The 14,308-nt window shown below is 70.4% G+C and carries 15 protein-coding genes; 8 read left to right on the top strand and 7 right to left on the bottom strand.

Annotated features, from left to right (window positions below; genetic code table 11):
* The first annotated feature begins 3 nt into the window (after positions 1-3).
* The 5 genes from AB0B90_RS12690 to AB0B90_RS12670 all read left to right on the top strand — a co-directional run bounded on the left by AB0B90_RS12690 (position 4) and on the right by AB0B90_RS12670 (position 5,809).
* The gene (locus AB0B90_RS12690) at positions 4-1,296 is read left to right on the top strand and encodes an ABC transporter substrate-binding protein (RefSeq protein ID WP_350948251.1); all 1,293 of its coding nucleotides are present in this window, start codon (positions 4-6) and stop codon (positions 1,294-1,296) included.
* A 157-nt stretch (positions 1,297-1,453) separates the two neighbouring features.
* Entirely contained in the window at positions 1,454-2,896 is a 1,443-nt protein-coding gene (locus AB0B90_RS12685; protein WP_350948250.1) for an aminopeptidase P family protein, read from the top strand.
* A gap of 120 nt (positions 2,897-3,016) precedes the next feature.
* On the top strand, positions 3,017-3,481 hold the full coding sequence (locus tag AB0B90_RS12680) for a MarR family transcriptional regulator (protein WP_350948249.1): 465 nt from the start codon (positions 3,017-3,019) through the stop codon (positions 3,479-3,481).
* Between the two features lie 59 nt (positions 3,482-3,540).
* Positions 3,541-4,221 carry an LppX_LprAFG lipoprotein gene (locus AB0B90_RS12675; protein ID WP_350948248.1) on the top strand — a complete coding sequence of 227 codons (681 nt, stop codon included), beginning with the start codon at positions 3,541-3,543 and terminating at the stop codon, positions 4,219-4,221.
* A 37-nt stretch (positions 4,222-4,258) separates the two neighbouring features.
* On the top strand, positions 4,259-5,809 hold the full coding sequence (locus tag AB0B90_RS12670; protein ID WP_350948247.1) for an MFS transporter: 1,551 nt from the start codon (positions 4,259-4,261) through the stop codon (positions 5,807-5,809).
* Positions 5,810-5,971: 162 nt separating this feature from the next.
* On the opposite strand, the gene AB0B90_RS12665 is transcribed toward AB0B90_RS12670, so the two are convergent.
* Genes AB0B90_RS12665 through AB0B90_RS12650 form a run of 4 tightly spaced genes read right to left on the bottom strand, consistent with a single transcriptional unit; the run spans position 5,972 to position 8,442 of the window.
* The gene (locus AB0B90_RS12665; protein ID WP_350948246.1) at positions 5,972-7,258 is read right to left on the bottom strand and encodes an ArsB/NhaD family transporter; all 1,287 of its coding nucleotides are present in this window, start codon (positions 7,256-7,258) and stop codon (positions 5,972-5,974) included.
* Entirely contained in the window at positions 7,255-7,716 is a 462-nt protein-coding gene (locus tag AB0B90_RS12660; RefSeq protein ID WP_350948245.1) for a CBS domain-containing protein, read from the bottom strand. Before AB0B90_RS12660 ends, AB0B90_RS12665 begins: the two co-directional genes overlap by 4 nt.
* Positions 7,717-7,760: 44 nt before the next feature.
* The gene (locus AB0B90_RS12655) at positions 7,761-8,063 is read right to left on the bottom strand and encodes a hypothetical protein (RefSeq protein ID WP_350948244.1); all 303 of its coding nucleotides are present in this window, start codon (positions 8,061-8,063) and stop codon (positions 7,761-7,763) included.
* A 34-nt stretch (positions 8,064-8,097) separates the two neighbouring features.
* Positions 8,098-8,442 carry a hypothetical protein gene (locus AB0B90_RS12650; RefSeq protein ID WP_350948243.1) on the bottom strand — a complete coding sequence of 115 codons (345 nt, stop codon included), beginning with the start codon at positions 8,440-8,442 and terminating at the stop codon, positions 8,098-8,100.
* 173 nt (positions 8,443-8,615) lie between these two features.
* Between AB0B90_RS12650 and AB0B90_RS12645 the strand changes: the two genes are divergently transcribed.
* From AB0B90_RS12645 to AB0B90_RS12635, 3 genes are all read left to right on the top strand, one after another.
* The gene (locus AB0B90_RS12645) at positions 8,616-9,620 is read left to right on the top strand and encodes a histidine kinase (RefSeq protein ID WP_350948242.1); all 1,005 of its coding nucleotides are present in this window, start codon (positions 8,616-8,618) and stop codon (positions 9,618-9,620) included.
* Complete coding sequence (locus AB0B90_RS12640) at positions 9,617-10,312, top strand: response regulator transcription factor (protein WP_350948241.1); 696 nt, start codon at positions 9,617-9,619, stop codon at positions 10,310-10,312. The genes AB0B90_RS12645 and AB0B90_RS12640 overlap by 4 nt, the downstream gene beginning before the upstream one ends.
* A 94-nt stretch (positions 10,313-10,406) precedes the next feature.
* Entirely contained in the window at positions 10,407-10,817 is a 411-nt protein-coding gene (locus tag AB0B90_RS12635; protein WP_350948240.1) for a DUF397 domain-containing protein, read from the top strand.
* A gap of 57 nt (positions 10,818-10,874) precedes the next feature.
* On the opposite strand, the gene der is transcribed toward AB0B90_RS12635, so the two are convergent.
* From der to AB0B90_RS12620, 3 genes are all read right to left on the bottom strand, one after another.
* Entirely contained in the window at positions 10,875-12,299 is a 1,425-nt protein-coding gene (gene der / locus AB0B90_RS12630; RefSeq protein WP_350948239.1) for a ribosome biogenesis GTPase Der, read from the bottom strand.
* Complete coding sequence (cmk, locus tag AB0B90_RS12625; RefSeq protein ID WP_350948238.1) at positions 12,296-12,952, bottom strand: (d)CMP kinase; 657 nt, start codon at positions 12,950-12,952, stop codon at positions 12,296-12,298. The genes der and cmk overlap by 4 nt, the downstream gene beginning before the upstream one ends.
* A 270-nt stretch (positions 12,953-13,222) precedes the next feature.
* A complete protein-coding gene (locus tag AB0B90_RS12620) occupies positions 13,223-14,305 on the bottom strand; it encodes a prephenate dehydrogenase (protein ID WP_350948237.1) in 1,083 nt (360 codons plus the stop codon).
* Between the last annotated feature and the right edge of the window lie 3 nt (positions 14,306-14,308).

Genomic DNA, 14,308 nt, shown 5'->3' with positions numbered 1-14,308 from the left:
GACATGGGAATCCCAAGAACCCCGGTCCGAGGCGTCGCGGCGCTCGCCGCCCTGGCCGCCCTGTCCCTGACCGTCACCGCGTGCGCCAGCGAGAAGGCCACCGGGGGCGGCGGGGATGCCTCCGCCCCCTCCGCCGTCGGGGGGGACGGTGTGAAGACGGGACCCGGCGTCACCGCCGACAAGATCACGATCGGTCTGATGACCGACCTCACCGGCCCGTACGCCTCGTTCGGCAAGAGCCTGACCCAGGCGCAGCAGCTGTACTTCGAGCAGGCGAACGCGGCCGGGGGCGTGTGCGGACGGCAGTTGGAGGCTCTGGTGCGCGACCACGGCTACGACGCGCAGAAGGCGGTCGCGGCCTACACCGAGATCGCCCCGAAGGTGGTGGCGCTCGCCCACGTCGTCGGCTCGCCCATGGTCAACGCGCTCAAGCAGCGCATCGAGACCGACCAGATGCTCACCCTCCCGCAGGCCTGGGCGACCGGGCTGCTCGGCAGCAGGGCCATCCAGGTCACCGGGACGACCTACGACATCGACATGATCAACGGGGTTGACTTCCTGACCAGGGAGAAGGGCCTCAGGTCCGGGGACAGAATCGGGCACCTGTACTTCGAGGGCGACTACGGTGAGAGCGCCCTCAACGGCTCCAAGTACGCCTCGGAGAAGCTCGGCCTCACGCTCGTGGAACAGAAGATCAAGGCCACCGACCAGGACATGAGCGCCCAGGTCGCCGCGTTCAAGGCGGAGGGCGTCAAGGCCGTCCTCGTCTCCGTCGGCCCGAGGCAGACCGCCTCGCTCGTCGGTGTCTCGCTCGCCAAGGGCATGGACGTGCCGTTCGTCGGCAGCAACTCGGCCTACTCCCCGCAACTGCTGCCCACTCCGGCCGGGCCCGCCCTGCTGAAGGACTTCTACTACATGACCGCCGGCACGCCGATCAGCTCAGAACTGCCCGCCCTGAAAAAGCTGGCCGCCGACTATACGGCGAAATATCCGGACACGGCCATCGACAGCGGCGTCCCCGCGGGTTACTCGGCGGCGGCGATCGTCGTCGACGCGCTCAAGAAGGCCTGCGAGGGCAAGGACCTGACCCGGGCGGCGGTGGTCGCCGCGCACCGCGGCCAGTCGGCCTGGGGCGAGGAGTTCGGCACGATCATGGACTTCACCACCTTCGACAGGCCCGCCTCGCTGCTGTCGTACGTGGCCAAGCCGGACAAGGCGGCCCTGGGCGGCGCGGTCGTCTTCGAGGAGGCCGCGACGTCCGACCTGGCCAGGGAGTACCGGGTCCCGGTGGGCTGACCCACGGCCCCCTGTGCTCCCCGGTGCTCCCCCGTGCTCCCCCGTGTCCTCCGTGTCCTCCGTGTCCTCCGTGCGGCCCGGTACGCGCCGGGTGTGCGGGCCGCACCGCTCCGGGCTAGCGTGGGGGCGACCAGAGACCTCCGCTCCCGGGAACACGATGACCCAGAAGCTCAACACCGGCAGCCACGACCTGCCGGTCTCCGAGGCCCTCGCCGCGTTCATGAACACCGGCTGGGCCGACACGCACCGCGACGACCTGGCCCCGCTGCCGCAGGCCGCCTACACCGCCAAGCGACGCGCCGCGCTCGCCGCCCGCTTTCCCGGCGAGCGGCTGGTCGTCCCGTCCGGCACGCTCAAGGTCCGCAGCAACGACAGCGACTACCGGTTCCGGGCGCACAGCGCCTTCGCCTACCTCACCGGCGACCAGGAGCCCGACGACGTGCTGGTCGTCGAGCCCTCGGGGGAGGCCACGCTGTTCCTGCGCCCCCGCTCACCGAGATCGGCGCCGGGCGAGGCCGGGCAGGAGTTCTACCGCGACCGCCGCTACGGCGAGTTCTGGGTGGGCCGCCGCCCCGACCTGGCCGAGGCCGAAGCCCTGCACCAGATCGCCTGCGCGCCGATCGACAGGCTGGACGACGTGCTCGGCGGACCGGCGCGGGTGCTGCGCGGGGTGGACGCGTCCGTCGACGCGCGGGTCTCCCCCGGCGACGGCGACGAGGAGCTGGAGACGTTCCTGTCCGAGATGCGACTGATCAAGGACGAGTGGGAGGTCGCCGAGCTGCAGTTCTCGATCGACGCCACCACGCGCGGGTTCGAGGACGTGGTGCGGGCCCTGCCGGCCGCGCTGGGACACCGGCGCGGCGAACGCTATCTGGAGGGGGTCTTCGGCCTCCGCGCCCGCCTGGAGGGCAACGCGGTCGGCTACGACAGCATCGTGGCCTCCGGCGCCAACGCATGCGTCCTGCACTGGATCCGCAACGACGGGCGGCTGGACGCGAACGAACTGCTGCTCCTCGACGCGGGTGTGGAGACCGACCACCTCTACACCGCCGACATCACCAGGACCCTCCCGCTCTCCGGGCGCTTCAGCCCGGTCCAGCGTCAGGTCTACGAGCTGGTGTACGAGGCCCAGGAGGCGGCGATCGCCACCCTGCGCCCCGGTGTGAGCTTTCGCGACTTCCACCGCGCGGCCATGAGGGTCATCGCGGAGGGACTGCACGACTGGGGTGTGCTGAAGATCGGCGCGGACGAGGCGATGGAGCCCGGCAGCGGCCTGTACCGCCGCTACACGCTGTGCAGCAGCGGTCACATGCTCGGCATGGACGTGCACGACTGCGCCAGGGCCCGCTCGGAGGTCTACCTGGACGGTGTGCTGGAGGAGGGACAGGTGCTGACCGTCGAGCCCGGCCTCTACCTGCAACCGGACGACCTCACGCTTCCGCCGGAGCTTCGCGGTATCGGCGTGCGCATCGAGGACGACCTGATCATCACCTCCGACGGCGCCCGCCTCATGTCGGCCGGGCTGCCCCGCCACCCCGACGAGGTGGAGAGATGGATGGACCTCGCCGCACAGCCACCACGAGCGAACGACGCCTTCTGAGGTAGATTCTGATCTATGACCGCGAAGCAAGCCCCGCCCGGCGAGCGGAGTGGTCGACTGGGGGGTGAACCCGTCGGAGTCGTGGTCACACGCGCGGTGAACGAAAGTGGTGAGCGGCCGGTGAAAGATCAGGAGCCTCGCTGGCTGTCCTCCGTCGAGCAGCGGGCATGGCGTGCCCACCTCGCCGCGCACAAGCTCCTGGAGCATCGCCTCGACCGTGAGTTCCAGCCCTTCGGGCTCTCGTTCAACGACTACGAGATCCTGGTGAACCTCTCGGAGACCCCCGGTCACCGCATGCGGATGAGTGATCTGGCGGAGGCCACGATCCAGTCCCGCAGCCGCCTGTCACACCAGATCTCCCGGATGGAGGCCGCCGGTCTGGTCGCCAGGGAGACCTGCGCCGACGACAGGCGCGGCACCTTCGCCGTCCTCACCGAGCACGGCTGGGCCACCATCCAGAAGGTCGCGCCCCACCACGTGGCCGGCGTGCGCCGTCACTTCATCGACCTGCTCACCGACGACCAGTTGATCGAGCTGGAAGCGGCGTACGCGCCGGTGGTCAAGCACCTCAAAAGCATCCGCTGACGCGAAACCGATACCGGTCGTTCCTCGTTAGTAGACCGGAAGGTCGTTACGATCCGCCCATGTCTGCTCGCCGGATCCTCATCACCGCGGTGATCGCCGCGTTATCCCTGGTCACCGCATGCAGTGGCGGCGGTGCCTCCGACGGCACGACAGCCCTTCCCAGCGGGGCGGATCTGGTCAAGAAGTCCGCGGAGGCGACGCGCTCCGTGAAGTCCGCCACCTTCTCCCTGGAGACCGAGGGCACCCCGCCCGTACCGGTCAAGAAGGCCTCCGGTCGTCTCAGCGGGACCGGCGACGCGGACGGCACCCTCCAGATCGACGTACTGGGCAGTCTCCAGGAGATCAACTTCGTGCTGATCGGGGAGACCGTCCACTTCAAGGGCGTGACCGGCGGCTTCCAGCAGATGTCGCGGAGCCAGCTGGCGGCGATCTACGACCCGTCCGCCATCCTCAACCCGGAGAAGGGCGTCGTACAGCTACTGACCAACGCGCTCGACGCGAAGACCCAGGCGGCGGAGAAGCTGGACGGCGTCGACACCTACCGGGTCTCGGCGACGCTCTCCCAGCAGGTGCTCGCCACGATGGTGCCCGGTCTCACGCAGAACGTCGACGCGGTGCTCTGGATCGACAAGGCCACCAACCGGCTGCTCAAGGCGGACCTGCCACTGACCGACGGCAAGGTGATCGTGACCTTCGGCGACTACGACGTGCCGGTCCAGATCACCGCTCCGACGGAGTGACGGTGACCCGCACGGTGACCCGCACGGTGACCCGCAGATGACCCACGCCGTCTCGGGCGACGCCCTCCCCACCCGGCGACGGACCGCCCTCGGCGTCGGCGGCACCGCGGTGCTGCTCGCGGCCCTGGACGCCTACGTCGTGGTGACCGTCCTCGTCGACATCGCGAGGGACGTCGACGTTCCGCTCAACCACCTGGAGCGGGCCACCCCGATCGTCACCGGTTTCCTGCTCGGCTACATCGCGGCCATGCCGCTGCTCGGCCAGCTCTCCGACCGGTACGGCAGGCGCCCGCTCATCCACCTGTGCCTGGCGGGCTTCGCAGCGGGCTCGGTGATCACCGCGCTGGGCGAGACCGTGCCCTGGCTCGTCGCGGGGCGGACCCTGCAGGGAGTGGCGGGCGGCGCGCTGCTGCCCATCACCATGGCCCTGATCGGGGACCTGTGGGAGGAGGACGAGCGCCCTGTGGCGCTCGGCGCGGTGGGGTCGGCCCAGGAACTCGGCAGCGTGCTGGGTCCCCTGTACGGCGCCGCCCTCGCCGCCCTCGTCCCCGCCGGGCTCCAGATCGGCGGCGTGCAACTCGGCGGCTGGCGGTCGATCTTCTGGCTGAACGTCCCGCTGGTGGCCCTGGCGGCGGTGGCCGTGCAGCGGTCGGTGCCGCCGCCCTCCCGCGACAGGGAACCCGGGGTGAGAAGGCGCGTCGACGTGGTGGGCGGGCTGCTGCTCGCGCTCTCACTCGGCCTGCTCGTGGCCGGTCTCTACAACCCCGACCCCGGCCGGTCGGTCCTCCCCCCGTGGGGCATGCCCATGATCGTCGCCGGGGTCGTGTCCGGCGCGGCGTTCGTCGCCTGGGAGTGGCGCTCCGCGACCCGGCTGATCGACATGACGGGGGTGCGGCGCGGCCCGTTCTTCGCCACGCTCGGGGTGAGCTTCCTGACCGGCGCCGCGCTGCTGGTCACCCTGGTCGACGTGCAACTGTCGGCGCAGACGCTGCTGGGGCTCGACAGCCTGGACGGCGCCCTGGTGCTGTCGCGCTTCCTCGTCGCGCTCTCGGTCGCCGCGCTGGTGGGCGGCGTGATGGCCCGCCGCTACGGCGAGCGCGCGGTGACGGTGCTCGGGCTCGCGGTGGCCACGGCCGGGTACGCGCGCATCGGCCAGTGGCCCCTGGACCTGGCCTCGGCCGGATACCGCGTGGACGTCGACCTCGTCGTCGCCGGCCTGGGTCTCGGCCTGGTGATCGCACCGGTCTCCTCCGCGGTGCTGCGGGCCGTGCCCGCCGTCCAGCACGGGGTGGCCTCGGCGGCGGTGGTCGTGGCCCGGATGATGGGCATGCTGCTCGGCGTCGCCGCGCTGTCCGCGTGGGGCTTCCACCGCTTCCAGTCACTCACCGCCGACCTGGACACGCCGCTGCCCTTCGGGGTGGACCCCGTCGTGTACGCCGGGCGGCTCGCCGAGTACCAGGAGAAGGTGAAGGAGGCGCTGCACATCGAGTACAGCGAGATCTTCCTGATCACGGCCGTCCTGTGCGGGGTGGGCGCACTGGTCGCGCTGCTCCTGCCCCGCGGGTCCCGGCAGGCCGACCGGACCTGACCTCGACACCCGCGCCGACCGGGCACGAGCCGGAACCGGGCGCGGACCCGGCCGCGCGGGTCGAGATCGGAAGCGGACACGATCCCGAACCGGGCACGACCTCGACACGGACCGGCCCGGTTCCGGCCCCCGACGCGGACCGGAACCAGCCCCGCGAGGCGGTCAGGTGAAGTAACGCAGCCAGACGTACACCCACGCCATGAGCGTGCTCAGCACCGTCACCACGATCCCGTACTTGGTGAACTGCCAGAAGCTGATCGGATGTCCCGTCCGCGCCGCGATGCCGATCGCGACCACGTTCGCGCTGGCCGCGACCGCCGTACCGTTGCCGCCGAAGTCGGCGCCCAGCGCGAACGCCCACCACAGCGCCTGCCCGGTCGCCGGGTCGGGGGCCTGCGCCACCATCCCCTCGACGACCGGTGCCATCGTCGCGACGTAGGGGATGTTGTCGAAGAACGCCCCCAGCACGCTGGAGCCGAACAGCAGCGACGTCGCCGCGAGGAAGTAGTCGTCGCCGACCACGTTGATGGCCCACGTCCCGATCGTCGCGATCACACCGGTCTGCACCAGACCCGCGACCATCACGAACAGTCCCATGAAGAACACCAGCGTCGGCCACTCGACCTCCGCCAGCACCTCCGAGACCGACAGGCGCGATATCAGGAGCATCACCCCCGCTCCCACGAGGGCGACGATGGACGGCTCGATGTGCACCACCGCGTGCATCCCGAACCCCACCACCACCACGGCGAGCACCGCCAGGCACCGCACGAGCAGGCGTGGATCGGTGATCGCCCGCTTCTCCTGCAGTGCCATCACCGCGGAGACGTGCTCGGGGTTGTACTGGAAGGAGCTCCTGAACAACACCTTGGTCAGCAGGACGAACGCGGCGAAGATGACGACCACGATGGGTGCCATGTGCACCAGGAAGTCATTGAACGTGAGCCCCGCCCGGCTGCCGATGATGATGTTGGGCGGGTCCCCGATGAGGGTGGCCGCGCCACCGATGTTGGAGGCGAGCACCTCCGCGATCAGGTAGGGCTGAGCCGGGATCCGCAGCCGGTCGCACACGACCACCGTGACCGGCGCCACCAGCATGATCGTGGTGACGTTGTCGAGGAACGGCGAGGCGATCGCCGTGATCACCATCAGCATGACCATCAGCCGGTACGGATCGCCCTTGGACCGCTTGGCGGCCCAGATCGCCAGGTAGTCGAAGATCCCCGTCTGCTTGATGATCCCTACGATGATCATCATTCCGAGCAGCAGGAAGATGACGTTCCAGTCGATGCCCTCGTGCTCGGAGAAGAAGACCTCCGAACCCGGTATCAACCCCAGGACCGCCATCACACCGGCGGCGATGAGGACCACCTTGACCTTGTTGGCCTTCTCGGTGGCGATGAAGAAGAACGCGACTAGAAAGATCGACAGGGCGAGCAGGGCGCTCAAGACTCACCGAGACCGAAGACCGCCAGGCTGGTGAGGAGCCGCTCCAGCGTGATCGCCCCGATCAGCGAGGCGTCCCGGTCGACCACGGCCACGATCGGGCTGCGCGTCCTGGCCATCAGCGCGGCCACCTCGAGCAGGTTCGCGCTCGCGGAGACGGTCACCGGCCTGGTGGCATCGCGCGGCAGGCAGTCACCGACCGTGCGGTTACCCAGATCCTGCCAGAACTGGTCCGCGTAGTCCTCGTCGATGGTCCTGGCGAGGGCGGGATCCTCCTGGTAGGAACCGGGCACGGCGAGCCGCAGCACCTGGGTGCCGGGAAGCACCACCCGGGGCCGCGAGAGGTCGTCCACGATGATCAACCCCGGCAGGCGGCCGATCACCATGATCCTGACCGCCTTCGCGACGGAGTCACCCCTGGTGACCGTCGGAATGGTCACCGCGATGTCGCGCGCTTGCATGGCACCTTCCCGTCGGAGGAGGTGGCGTACCGCGGGCGGTGTGCTCACGAGGCCCCTCCTGTGCTCCCTGTGACCCCTGCGGCCTTCGTGGCCCTGGCGATGTCGGCCATCCGTCGTTCGAGGGCGGCGAGCCTGTCGTCCACCGACCGGCTGTGCAGGACCTGCGCGATCTGGTCGGCCTCGTCCTGCTCCAGCGCGATGGCCTGCGCCGGCTCGTCGCCCGCGCCGTACACCAGAAGCCGCCGCGGTCCGTCGCCCTCCACCATGACCGCGAGTCGCTGGCCGTCTCGGGTGGCGAAGTGAAACAGGGTTCCCGTACCGGGTACGGTCGTGCGGGTGATGTCCATATCGGCGATCACTTCCTTCCACTCGTGGTCGCCGTCACGACGCGATTCGTTCCGCCCAGCGGATCAGGTCCTCGCGGCGCCGCACCTCGACGCGGGTGATCGCCACCAGTGCCACCTCGACGCCCCAGTGGCGTGCCTCGTCGCCGGCCGCGCAGACGAGGTCGACCCGCTTGGACAGCCGGGACAGGTCGCGCCGCCCGACGTAGTCGCGGACCTCCGCCTCGACGGCGGCGAGTTTGGCGGCGTCCGGTGAGCCCGGGTAGGAGGCGCACGCCACGGGATCGGCGATGAAGGCTCGGGCGGCCGCGTTCACCGTGATCGTGACACCGTCGCGGGTGACGGCGTCCAGCCAGAGAATGCCGACATCGCTCGTACCCATGGCCCTCTCCCGTCTGCCGGTGCTCGCCGCCCTTTCATCCCATCGGTCCCACCTCTTCTCCGCCATTGGGGTCGGCACCCATCTGAGCAGGGGTGAAACATGTAGGGACGGCACAGGGGTATGGGAGGCACCCCGAATGGACAGGCCCGTGCCGCAACGAGGAAGCTGGTCAGATGAGCGAACGCACCCACCGTCAAGCAGGGGCGCGCAGTCCGGGGCGCATCCTGTTCAGGCGGCTGTTCGCGATCAACGGGCTGGTCTTCACCGTCGGTACGCTGGTGCTCGCCCTCTCACCGGCCACCGTCTCCTCCCCGGTGCTCCTGACCGAGATCCCGGTGCTGACGGTCGGCCTGGCGGTGATCCTGACGGCGAACGCCCTGCTCCTGCGCACCAGTCTGGCACCGCTCGACGCGCTCACCGCCCTCATGCAGCGGGTGGACCTGCTGCATCCCCATGATCGGCTGCCCAGCGGCGGCAATCGTGATCTCGCCCACCTGATCGACACCTTCAACGCGATGCTGGACCGGCTGGAGGCCGAACGCAGCGCCAGCAGCGCCCACGCCCTCGCGGCTCAGGAGGGCGAGCGACGCCGCATCGCCCGCGAGCTGCACGACGAGATCGGCCAGAGCCTGACCGTGGTCCTGCTGAGCCTCAAACACGCCGCCAACCGAGCGCCTGAAGATCTGCGAGAGGACCTGCACGCGGTGCAGGAGAGCGTCCGCGCGAGCCTGGACGAGGTGGGGCAGGTCGCCCGACGCCTGCGTCCCGGCGTCCTGGAAGACCTCGGCCTGCAGAGCGCCCTCAGCGCGCTGAGCAGCGACTTCTCCCAGAGCACCGGCGTTCCCGTGACACGCAGGGTCGAGGCGGACCTGCCCTCGCTGAGCGAGGACGTCGAGCTGGTCCTCTACCGCATCGCCCAGGAGGGCCTGACCAACGCGGCCAGGCACGCCAAGGCGTCCAGCGTCGAGCTGTCGCTCACCGTCCGGCCCGGCCTCCTGGAGCTGCGCATCACCGACGACGGCCGCGGCGGCGTACGCCAGGACGGGGCGGGGATCCGCGGAATGCGGGAGCGCGCCCTGCTCATCGGCGCCCAGCTGACCGTGACCTCTCCGCAGGACGGCGGCACCGACGTCCGCCTCACCGTACCGGTCGCCGACACCGAACGGAGACCCTCATGAGCACTGTGACCCCCGGGACCCCCGTGACCCCTGTAAGCGTCTCGAGCCCCACCAGGATCCTGCTCGCCGACGACCACGCCCTGGTCCGCCGCGGACTGCGGCTCATCCTGGACGCCGAGCCCGACCTCACGGTGGTGGCCGAGGCCGCCAACGGCGCCGAAGCGGTGGAGGCGGCCACCCCCGAGGGGGTCGACCTCGCCATCCTCGACATCGCGATGCCTCGCATGACCGGCCTGCAGGCGGCCCGCGAGATCTCACGGCGCGCCCCCGGCATCCGGCTGCTGATCCTGTCGATGTACGACAACGAGCAGTACTTCTTCGAGGCGCTCAAGGCGGGAGCCTCGGGCTACGTGCTGAAGTCGGTGGCCGACCGCGACCTGCTGGAGGCGTGCAGGGCGGCGATGCGCGGCGAGCCGTTCCTCTACCCGGGCGCCGTCACCGCCCTGATCAGGCACTACCTGCAGCGCGACAGGATGGGGCAGAGCATGCCCGACAGCATCCTCACCCCGCGCGAGGAGGAGATCGTCAAGCTGATCGCCGAGGGCAACTCCGCCAAGCAGGTCGCCGAGACCCTCTTCATCAGCGTGAAGACCGTCGACCGGCATCGCGCCAACATCCTGCAGAAGCTCGGCATGCGCGACCGGCTCGACCTCACCCGCTACGCCATCCGCGCCGGCCTGATCGAACCCTGACCCGCCACCCCCACGCCTTCAATTGCTCAGTTTTCGTCGAGAGATAGCAGTTACGCTCTAATCGGCACAATTCATTCAAGAAAGGGTGCCGAGTATGGCTGGCGGTCAGAATTGGGGCGGTATCTGGCGTAAAAGCGCTCGCAGCGGCGCTCAGAGCAACTGCGTCGAAGCACGCTTCGACGGCACCGTCGTCTGGCTGCACAACTCCAACAACCCCTCCCCCCATGGTCCCGTCATCGCCGTCACGCCGGAAACCTGGCTCACCCTCCTCGACCACGTGCACGCCGGCGATCTCGCTCCGCGGAAGCTGGGCACCCCCGTCCATTTCGCGGGCCACCTCCTCATCGGCTTCGACGGCGACCGCGTCACCATCCAGGACAGCGACACCCCGCCCACAACCACCGTCACCTACACACTCGGCGAATGGCACGCGTTCCTCGACGGGGTGACCCACGACGACGAGTTCACCCTCCCCTGGCTCCTCGGCACCCCGATCGGCGCCTGACCCTCAGGAAACGACGAACGGCCCGGCGTGGGCCGGGCCGTTCGCGGTGGGGCTCTTTTACTTCTTCTGCCCCTGGCGCTTCTCGCGGATCTTCATGGTGACCTCGATGGGCGACCCGGCGAAGCCGAACTCCTCACGGATCCGGCGCTCGATGAAGCGGCGGTAGGTCTCCTCAAGGAAGCCCGAGGTGAACAGCACGAACTTCGGCGGCTCCGTCGACGCCTGCGTGGCGAAGAGGATCTTGGGCTGCTTGCCGCTGCGGACCGGAGGCGGCGTCGCCGCGACCAGGTCGGTCAGGAAGGCGTTGAGCCTGGCGGTGGGCACCCGGGTCGACCAGGAGTCGAGCGCCTTCTCGATCGCGGGGACGATCCGGTCGACGTGCCAGCCGTTCTTCGCGGAGATGTTGATCCGCAGCGCCCACGGCACGCGGACGAGCTGGCGGTCGATCTCCTTCTCCAGGTAGTAGCGGCGGTCCTCGTCCAGCAGGTCCCACTTGTTGAACGCCACGACCATGCACCGGCCGGACTCGATCACCAGGGAGATGATCCGCAGGTCCTGCTCGGTCAGCACCTCGCTCGCGTCGATGAGCACGACCGCGATCTCCGAGCGCTCCAGGGCCCCCCGGGTGCGCATGCTCGCGTAGAAGTCGGCGCCCTTGAGCTCACGGTCGCGCCGCCTGATTCCGGCGGTGTCGACGAAGCGCCAGGTCTTGCCGCCGAGCTCGATCAGCTCGTCCACCGGGTCGCGGGTGGTGCCCGCCATCGGGTCGACGAGCACCCGCTCGGCACCCGCCAGCTTGTTCAGCAGCGAGGACTTGCCCACGTTGGGCTTGCCGACCAGGGCGACCCTGCGCGGACCGCGCTCGGGGCCGAAGCGCTGCTCGGGCGTCTCGGGCAGCTTGTCGAGGATCACGTCCAGCAGGTCGCCGCTGGAGCGGCCGTGCAGGGCCGAGACCGGCTGCGGCTCGCCCAGGCCGAGGGACCACAGCCCGGCGGCCTCCAGCTCCATCTGCTGGTTGTCGACCTTGTTGGCGGCGAGGATGACCGGCTTGCCCGATCCGCGCAGCACGTGGCCGACGATCTCGTCCGCGTCGGTCACACCCACGACGGCGTCGACCACGAACAGGATCACGTCGGCCAGCTCGGCCGCGATCTGGGCCTGCTCCGCGATCTTCAGCGCCATGCCGGTCGCGTCGGGGTCCCAGCCTCCGGTGTCGACCACCGTGAACCGGCGCCCCCGCCAGGTGGCGTCGTAGGTGACCCGGTCGCGGGTCACTCCCGGCACGTCCTCCACGACCGCCTCCCGGCGGCCGATGATCCGGTTGACCAGGGTGGACTTGCCCACGTTGGGGCGGCCCACCACGGCCACGACCGGCTGCGGGGAGGTGTCGGGCCCCGCCTCCCGCTGCGAGCTGTCATCGGTCCCTGAATCGGCGAGCTCCGCGTCGATCCAGCCGTTGTCGTCGTCGTATTCCCCGGTCACGCTTTTTCCTTAATCACACGCAGTATTTCGGCGATGACCTCTTCGAGGTTCAGCGCCGTGGTGTCGAGCTCGACGGCGTCGGCCGCCTTCGCCAGCGGGTCTGCCTTCCTGGTCGAGTCGAGGGTGTCGCGGCGGGCCATCGCGGCCCGCTGGGCGTCCACCGTGGTGCCGCTCAATTCCGCCGTACGACGCAGGGCCCTGGCGTCCGCGCTCGCGGTCAGGTAGATCTTGACCGCGGCGTCGGGCGCCACCACCGTGCCGATGTCACGGCCCTCGACGACGATGCCGCCCTCGCCGATGATCTCACGCTGCTCGGCCACCAGACGGCGCCGCACCTCGGGCACCGCGCTCACCGCCGAGACGGCCGCGGTCACCTCCGCGGTGCGGATCGGCGCGAGGGCGTCGACGCCGTCGACCGCGACCACCGGCGCGTCCGGGTCGGTGCCCAGCGTGAGAACCGGGTCGAGCGCCCTGGCGGCGATCGCCTCGGGATCGGCGAGGTCGACGCCCCGCTGAAGCATCCACCAGGTGATCGCCCTGTACATCGCGCCGGTATCGAGATAACGAAGCCCCAGGGCTCGCGCCACTCCTCGCGACGCGCTCGACTTACCCGATCCCGAAGGACCGTCCATGGCGACGACCAGTCCGGTCACGACGCCTCTCCCTTACAGCCCGCTTCAGTTGTCCGTACGAGGCTACCGGGAGGCGGGAAGGAACCGCGCATCGAACAGGGGCGCCCGCTCCGGAGATGAGCGAGCCTTGCGGGACAGGCCCGCTCAGGACGCGGGATGCGCGAGGCCCACCCGGATATGAGCGAGCCTCACGCGAGATCCCCCGAAGGGCGGGGCGGGGCCGGCGGCGGGCTCCACCGAGCCCTTGGCGGATCGTCGTGCGAACACCGCGTGATCACGCAGGGGCGAGGATCACGGCAGGTGCCAGCCGTTCGCGCGCAGCGCCTCGGCCAGCGCCGTCACCGCCTCAGGCTGCACCCACAGATCGGCGGCGCCCAGCGGCAGACCGGGGGCGTGCTCAAGCCTGACGTCCTCGATGTTGACGCCCGCCTCCTTGGCCACCTGGAACAGCCGGGCGAGCTCGCCGGGACGGTCGCCGATGATGACCTGGACGACCGCGTAGGTGCGCGCGGGACCACCGTGCTTGCCGGGAATCCTGCCCGTACCCGCGACGCCCCGGTGCAGCAGATCGGTGACCCGGGTCATCGCGCCGGAATCGGCGGAGACCGCCGAGGCACGCAGAGAGGCCGCCGCGGCGGCGAGGTCGGCCGCCACCGCCTCCAGCACCTCGGCCACCGGCAGCGCGTTACCCGACAGGATCCCGGTCCAGAGCCTCGGGTCGCTCGCCGCGACGCGGGTGACGTCGCGCACCCCGGGGCCGGCGAGGCCGAGCGCGGTGACCGGCGCCTCCGCGAGGCGGGCGGCCACCGCCGAGGCGGCCACGTGGGGGGCGTGCGAGACGACCGCGACGGCCCTGTCGTGCTCCGCGGCGGCGATCCTGACCGCCTCGCCCCCGCACAGCTTGACGAGCCCGTGCAGGGCCTCCACGGCGTCCGGTGAGGTCTCCTCGGTCGGGCACAGCGCCCACGGGCGCCCGAGGAACAGGTCCGCGCGCGCCGCGGCGGGGCCGGAGCGCTCACGTCCGGCGAGCGGGTGCCCGGCGACATAGGTCGTCAGGTCGCAGCCGAGGCTCGCGGCCTCCCTGATCGGGAGCGCCTTGACGCTCGCCACGTCGGTGTAGAAACGGGCCGCTCCGGCGCCCTGCAGGGCGGCGAGCTGCCCGGCGACCGCCTGTGGCGGGACCGCGATGATCGCGATGTCCACGGTCACGCCCTCGGCCCACTCGACACCGGCGCCCAGCTCCCGCGCCAGCCGCAGGGATCCCGCGTCGCGATCGGCCAGATGGACGGCCACGCCCTGCTCGCGCAGGGCGAGGGCGATCGAGGTGCCGATCAGGCCCGTACCGACGACCAGGACGCTTTCGAGACCGCTCACGCG

Origin of the sequence: Streptosporangium sp. NPDC049078, from assembly GCF_040648855.1 — a bacterium.
GTDB lineage: Bacteria > Actinomycetota > Actinomycetes > Streptosporangiales > Streptosporangiaceae > Streptosporangium.
This window is presented reverse-complemented; position numbering and strand designations above follow the sequence as displayed.

What these genes read in the sequence shown, in the direction of transcription:
- AB0B90_RS12690 (WP_350948251.1), top strand. Translation starts at nt 4, where the DNA reads ATGGGAATCCCAAGAACCCCGGTCCGAGGCGTCGCGGCGCTCGCCGCC.
- AB0B90_RS12685 (WP_350948250.1), top strand. Translation starts at nt 1,454, where the DNA reads ATGACCCAGAAGCTCAACACCGGCAGCCACGACCTGCCGGTCTCCGAG.
- AB0B90_RS12675 (WP_350948248.1), top strand. Translation starts at nt 3,541, where the DNA reads ATGTCTGCTCGCCGGATCCTCATCACCGCGGTGATCGCCGCGTTATCC.
- AB0B90_RS12670 (WP_350948247.1), top strand. Translation starts at nt 4,259, where the DNA reads ATGACCCACGCCGTCTCGGGCGACGCCCTCCCCACCCGGCGACGGACC.
- AB0B90_RS12660 (WP_350948245.1), bottom strand. Translation starts at nt 7,716, where the DNA reads ATGCAAGCGCGCGACATCGCGGTGACCATTCCGACGGTCACCAGGGGT.
- AB0B90_RS12655 (WP_350948244.1), bottom strand. Translation starts at nt 8,063, where the DNA reads ATGGACATCACCCGCACGACCGTACCCGGTACGGGAACCCTGTTTCAC.
- AB0B90_RS12650 (WP_350948243.1), bottom strand. Translation starts at nt 8,442, where the DNA reads ATGGGTACGAGCGATGTCGGCATTCTCTGGCTGGACGCCGTCACCCGC.
- AB0B90_RS12645 (WP_350948242.1), top strand. Translation starts at nt 8,616, where the DNA reads ATGAGCGAACGCACCCACCGTCAAGCAGGGGCGCGCAGTCCGGGGCGC.
- AB0B90_RS12640 (WP_350948241.1), top strand. Translation starts at nt 9,617, where the DNA reads ATGAGCACTGTGACCCCCGGGACCCCCGTGACCCCTGTAAGCGTCTCG.
- AB0B90_RS12635 (WP_350948240.1), top strand. Translation starts at nt 10,407, where the DNA reads ATGGCTGGCGGTCAGAATTGGGGCGGTATCTGGCGTAAAAGCGCTCGC.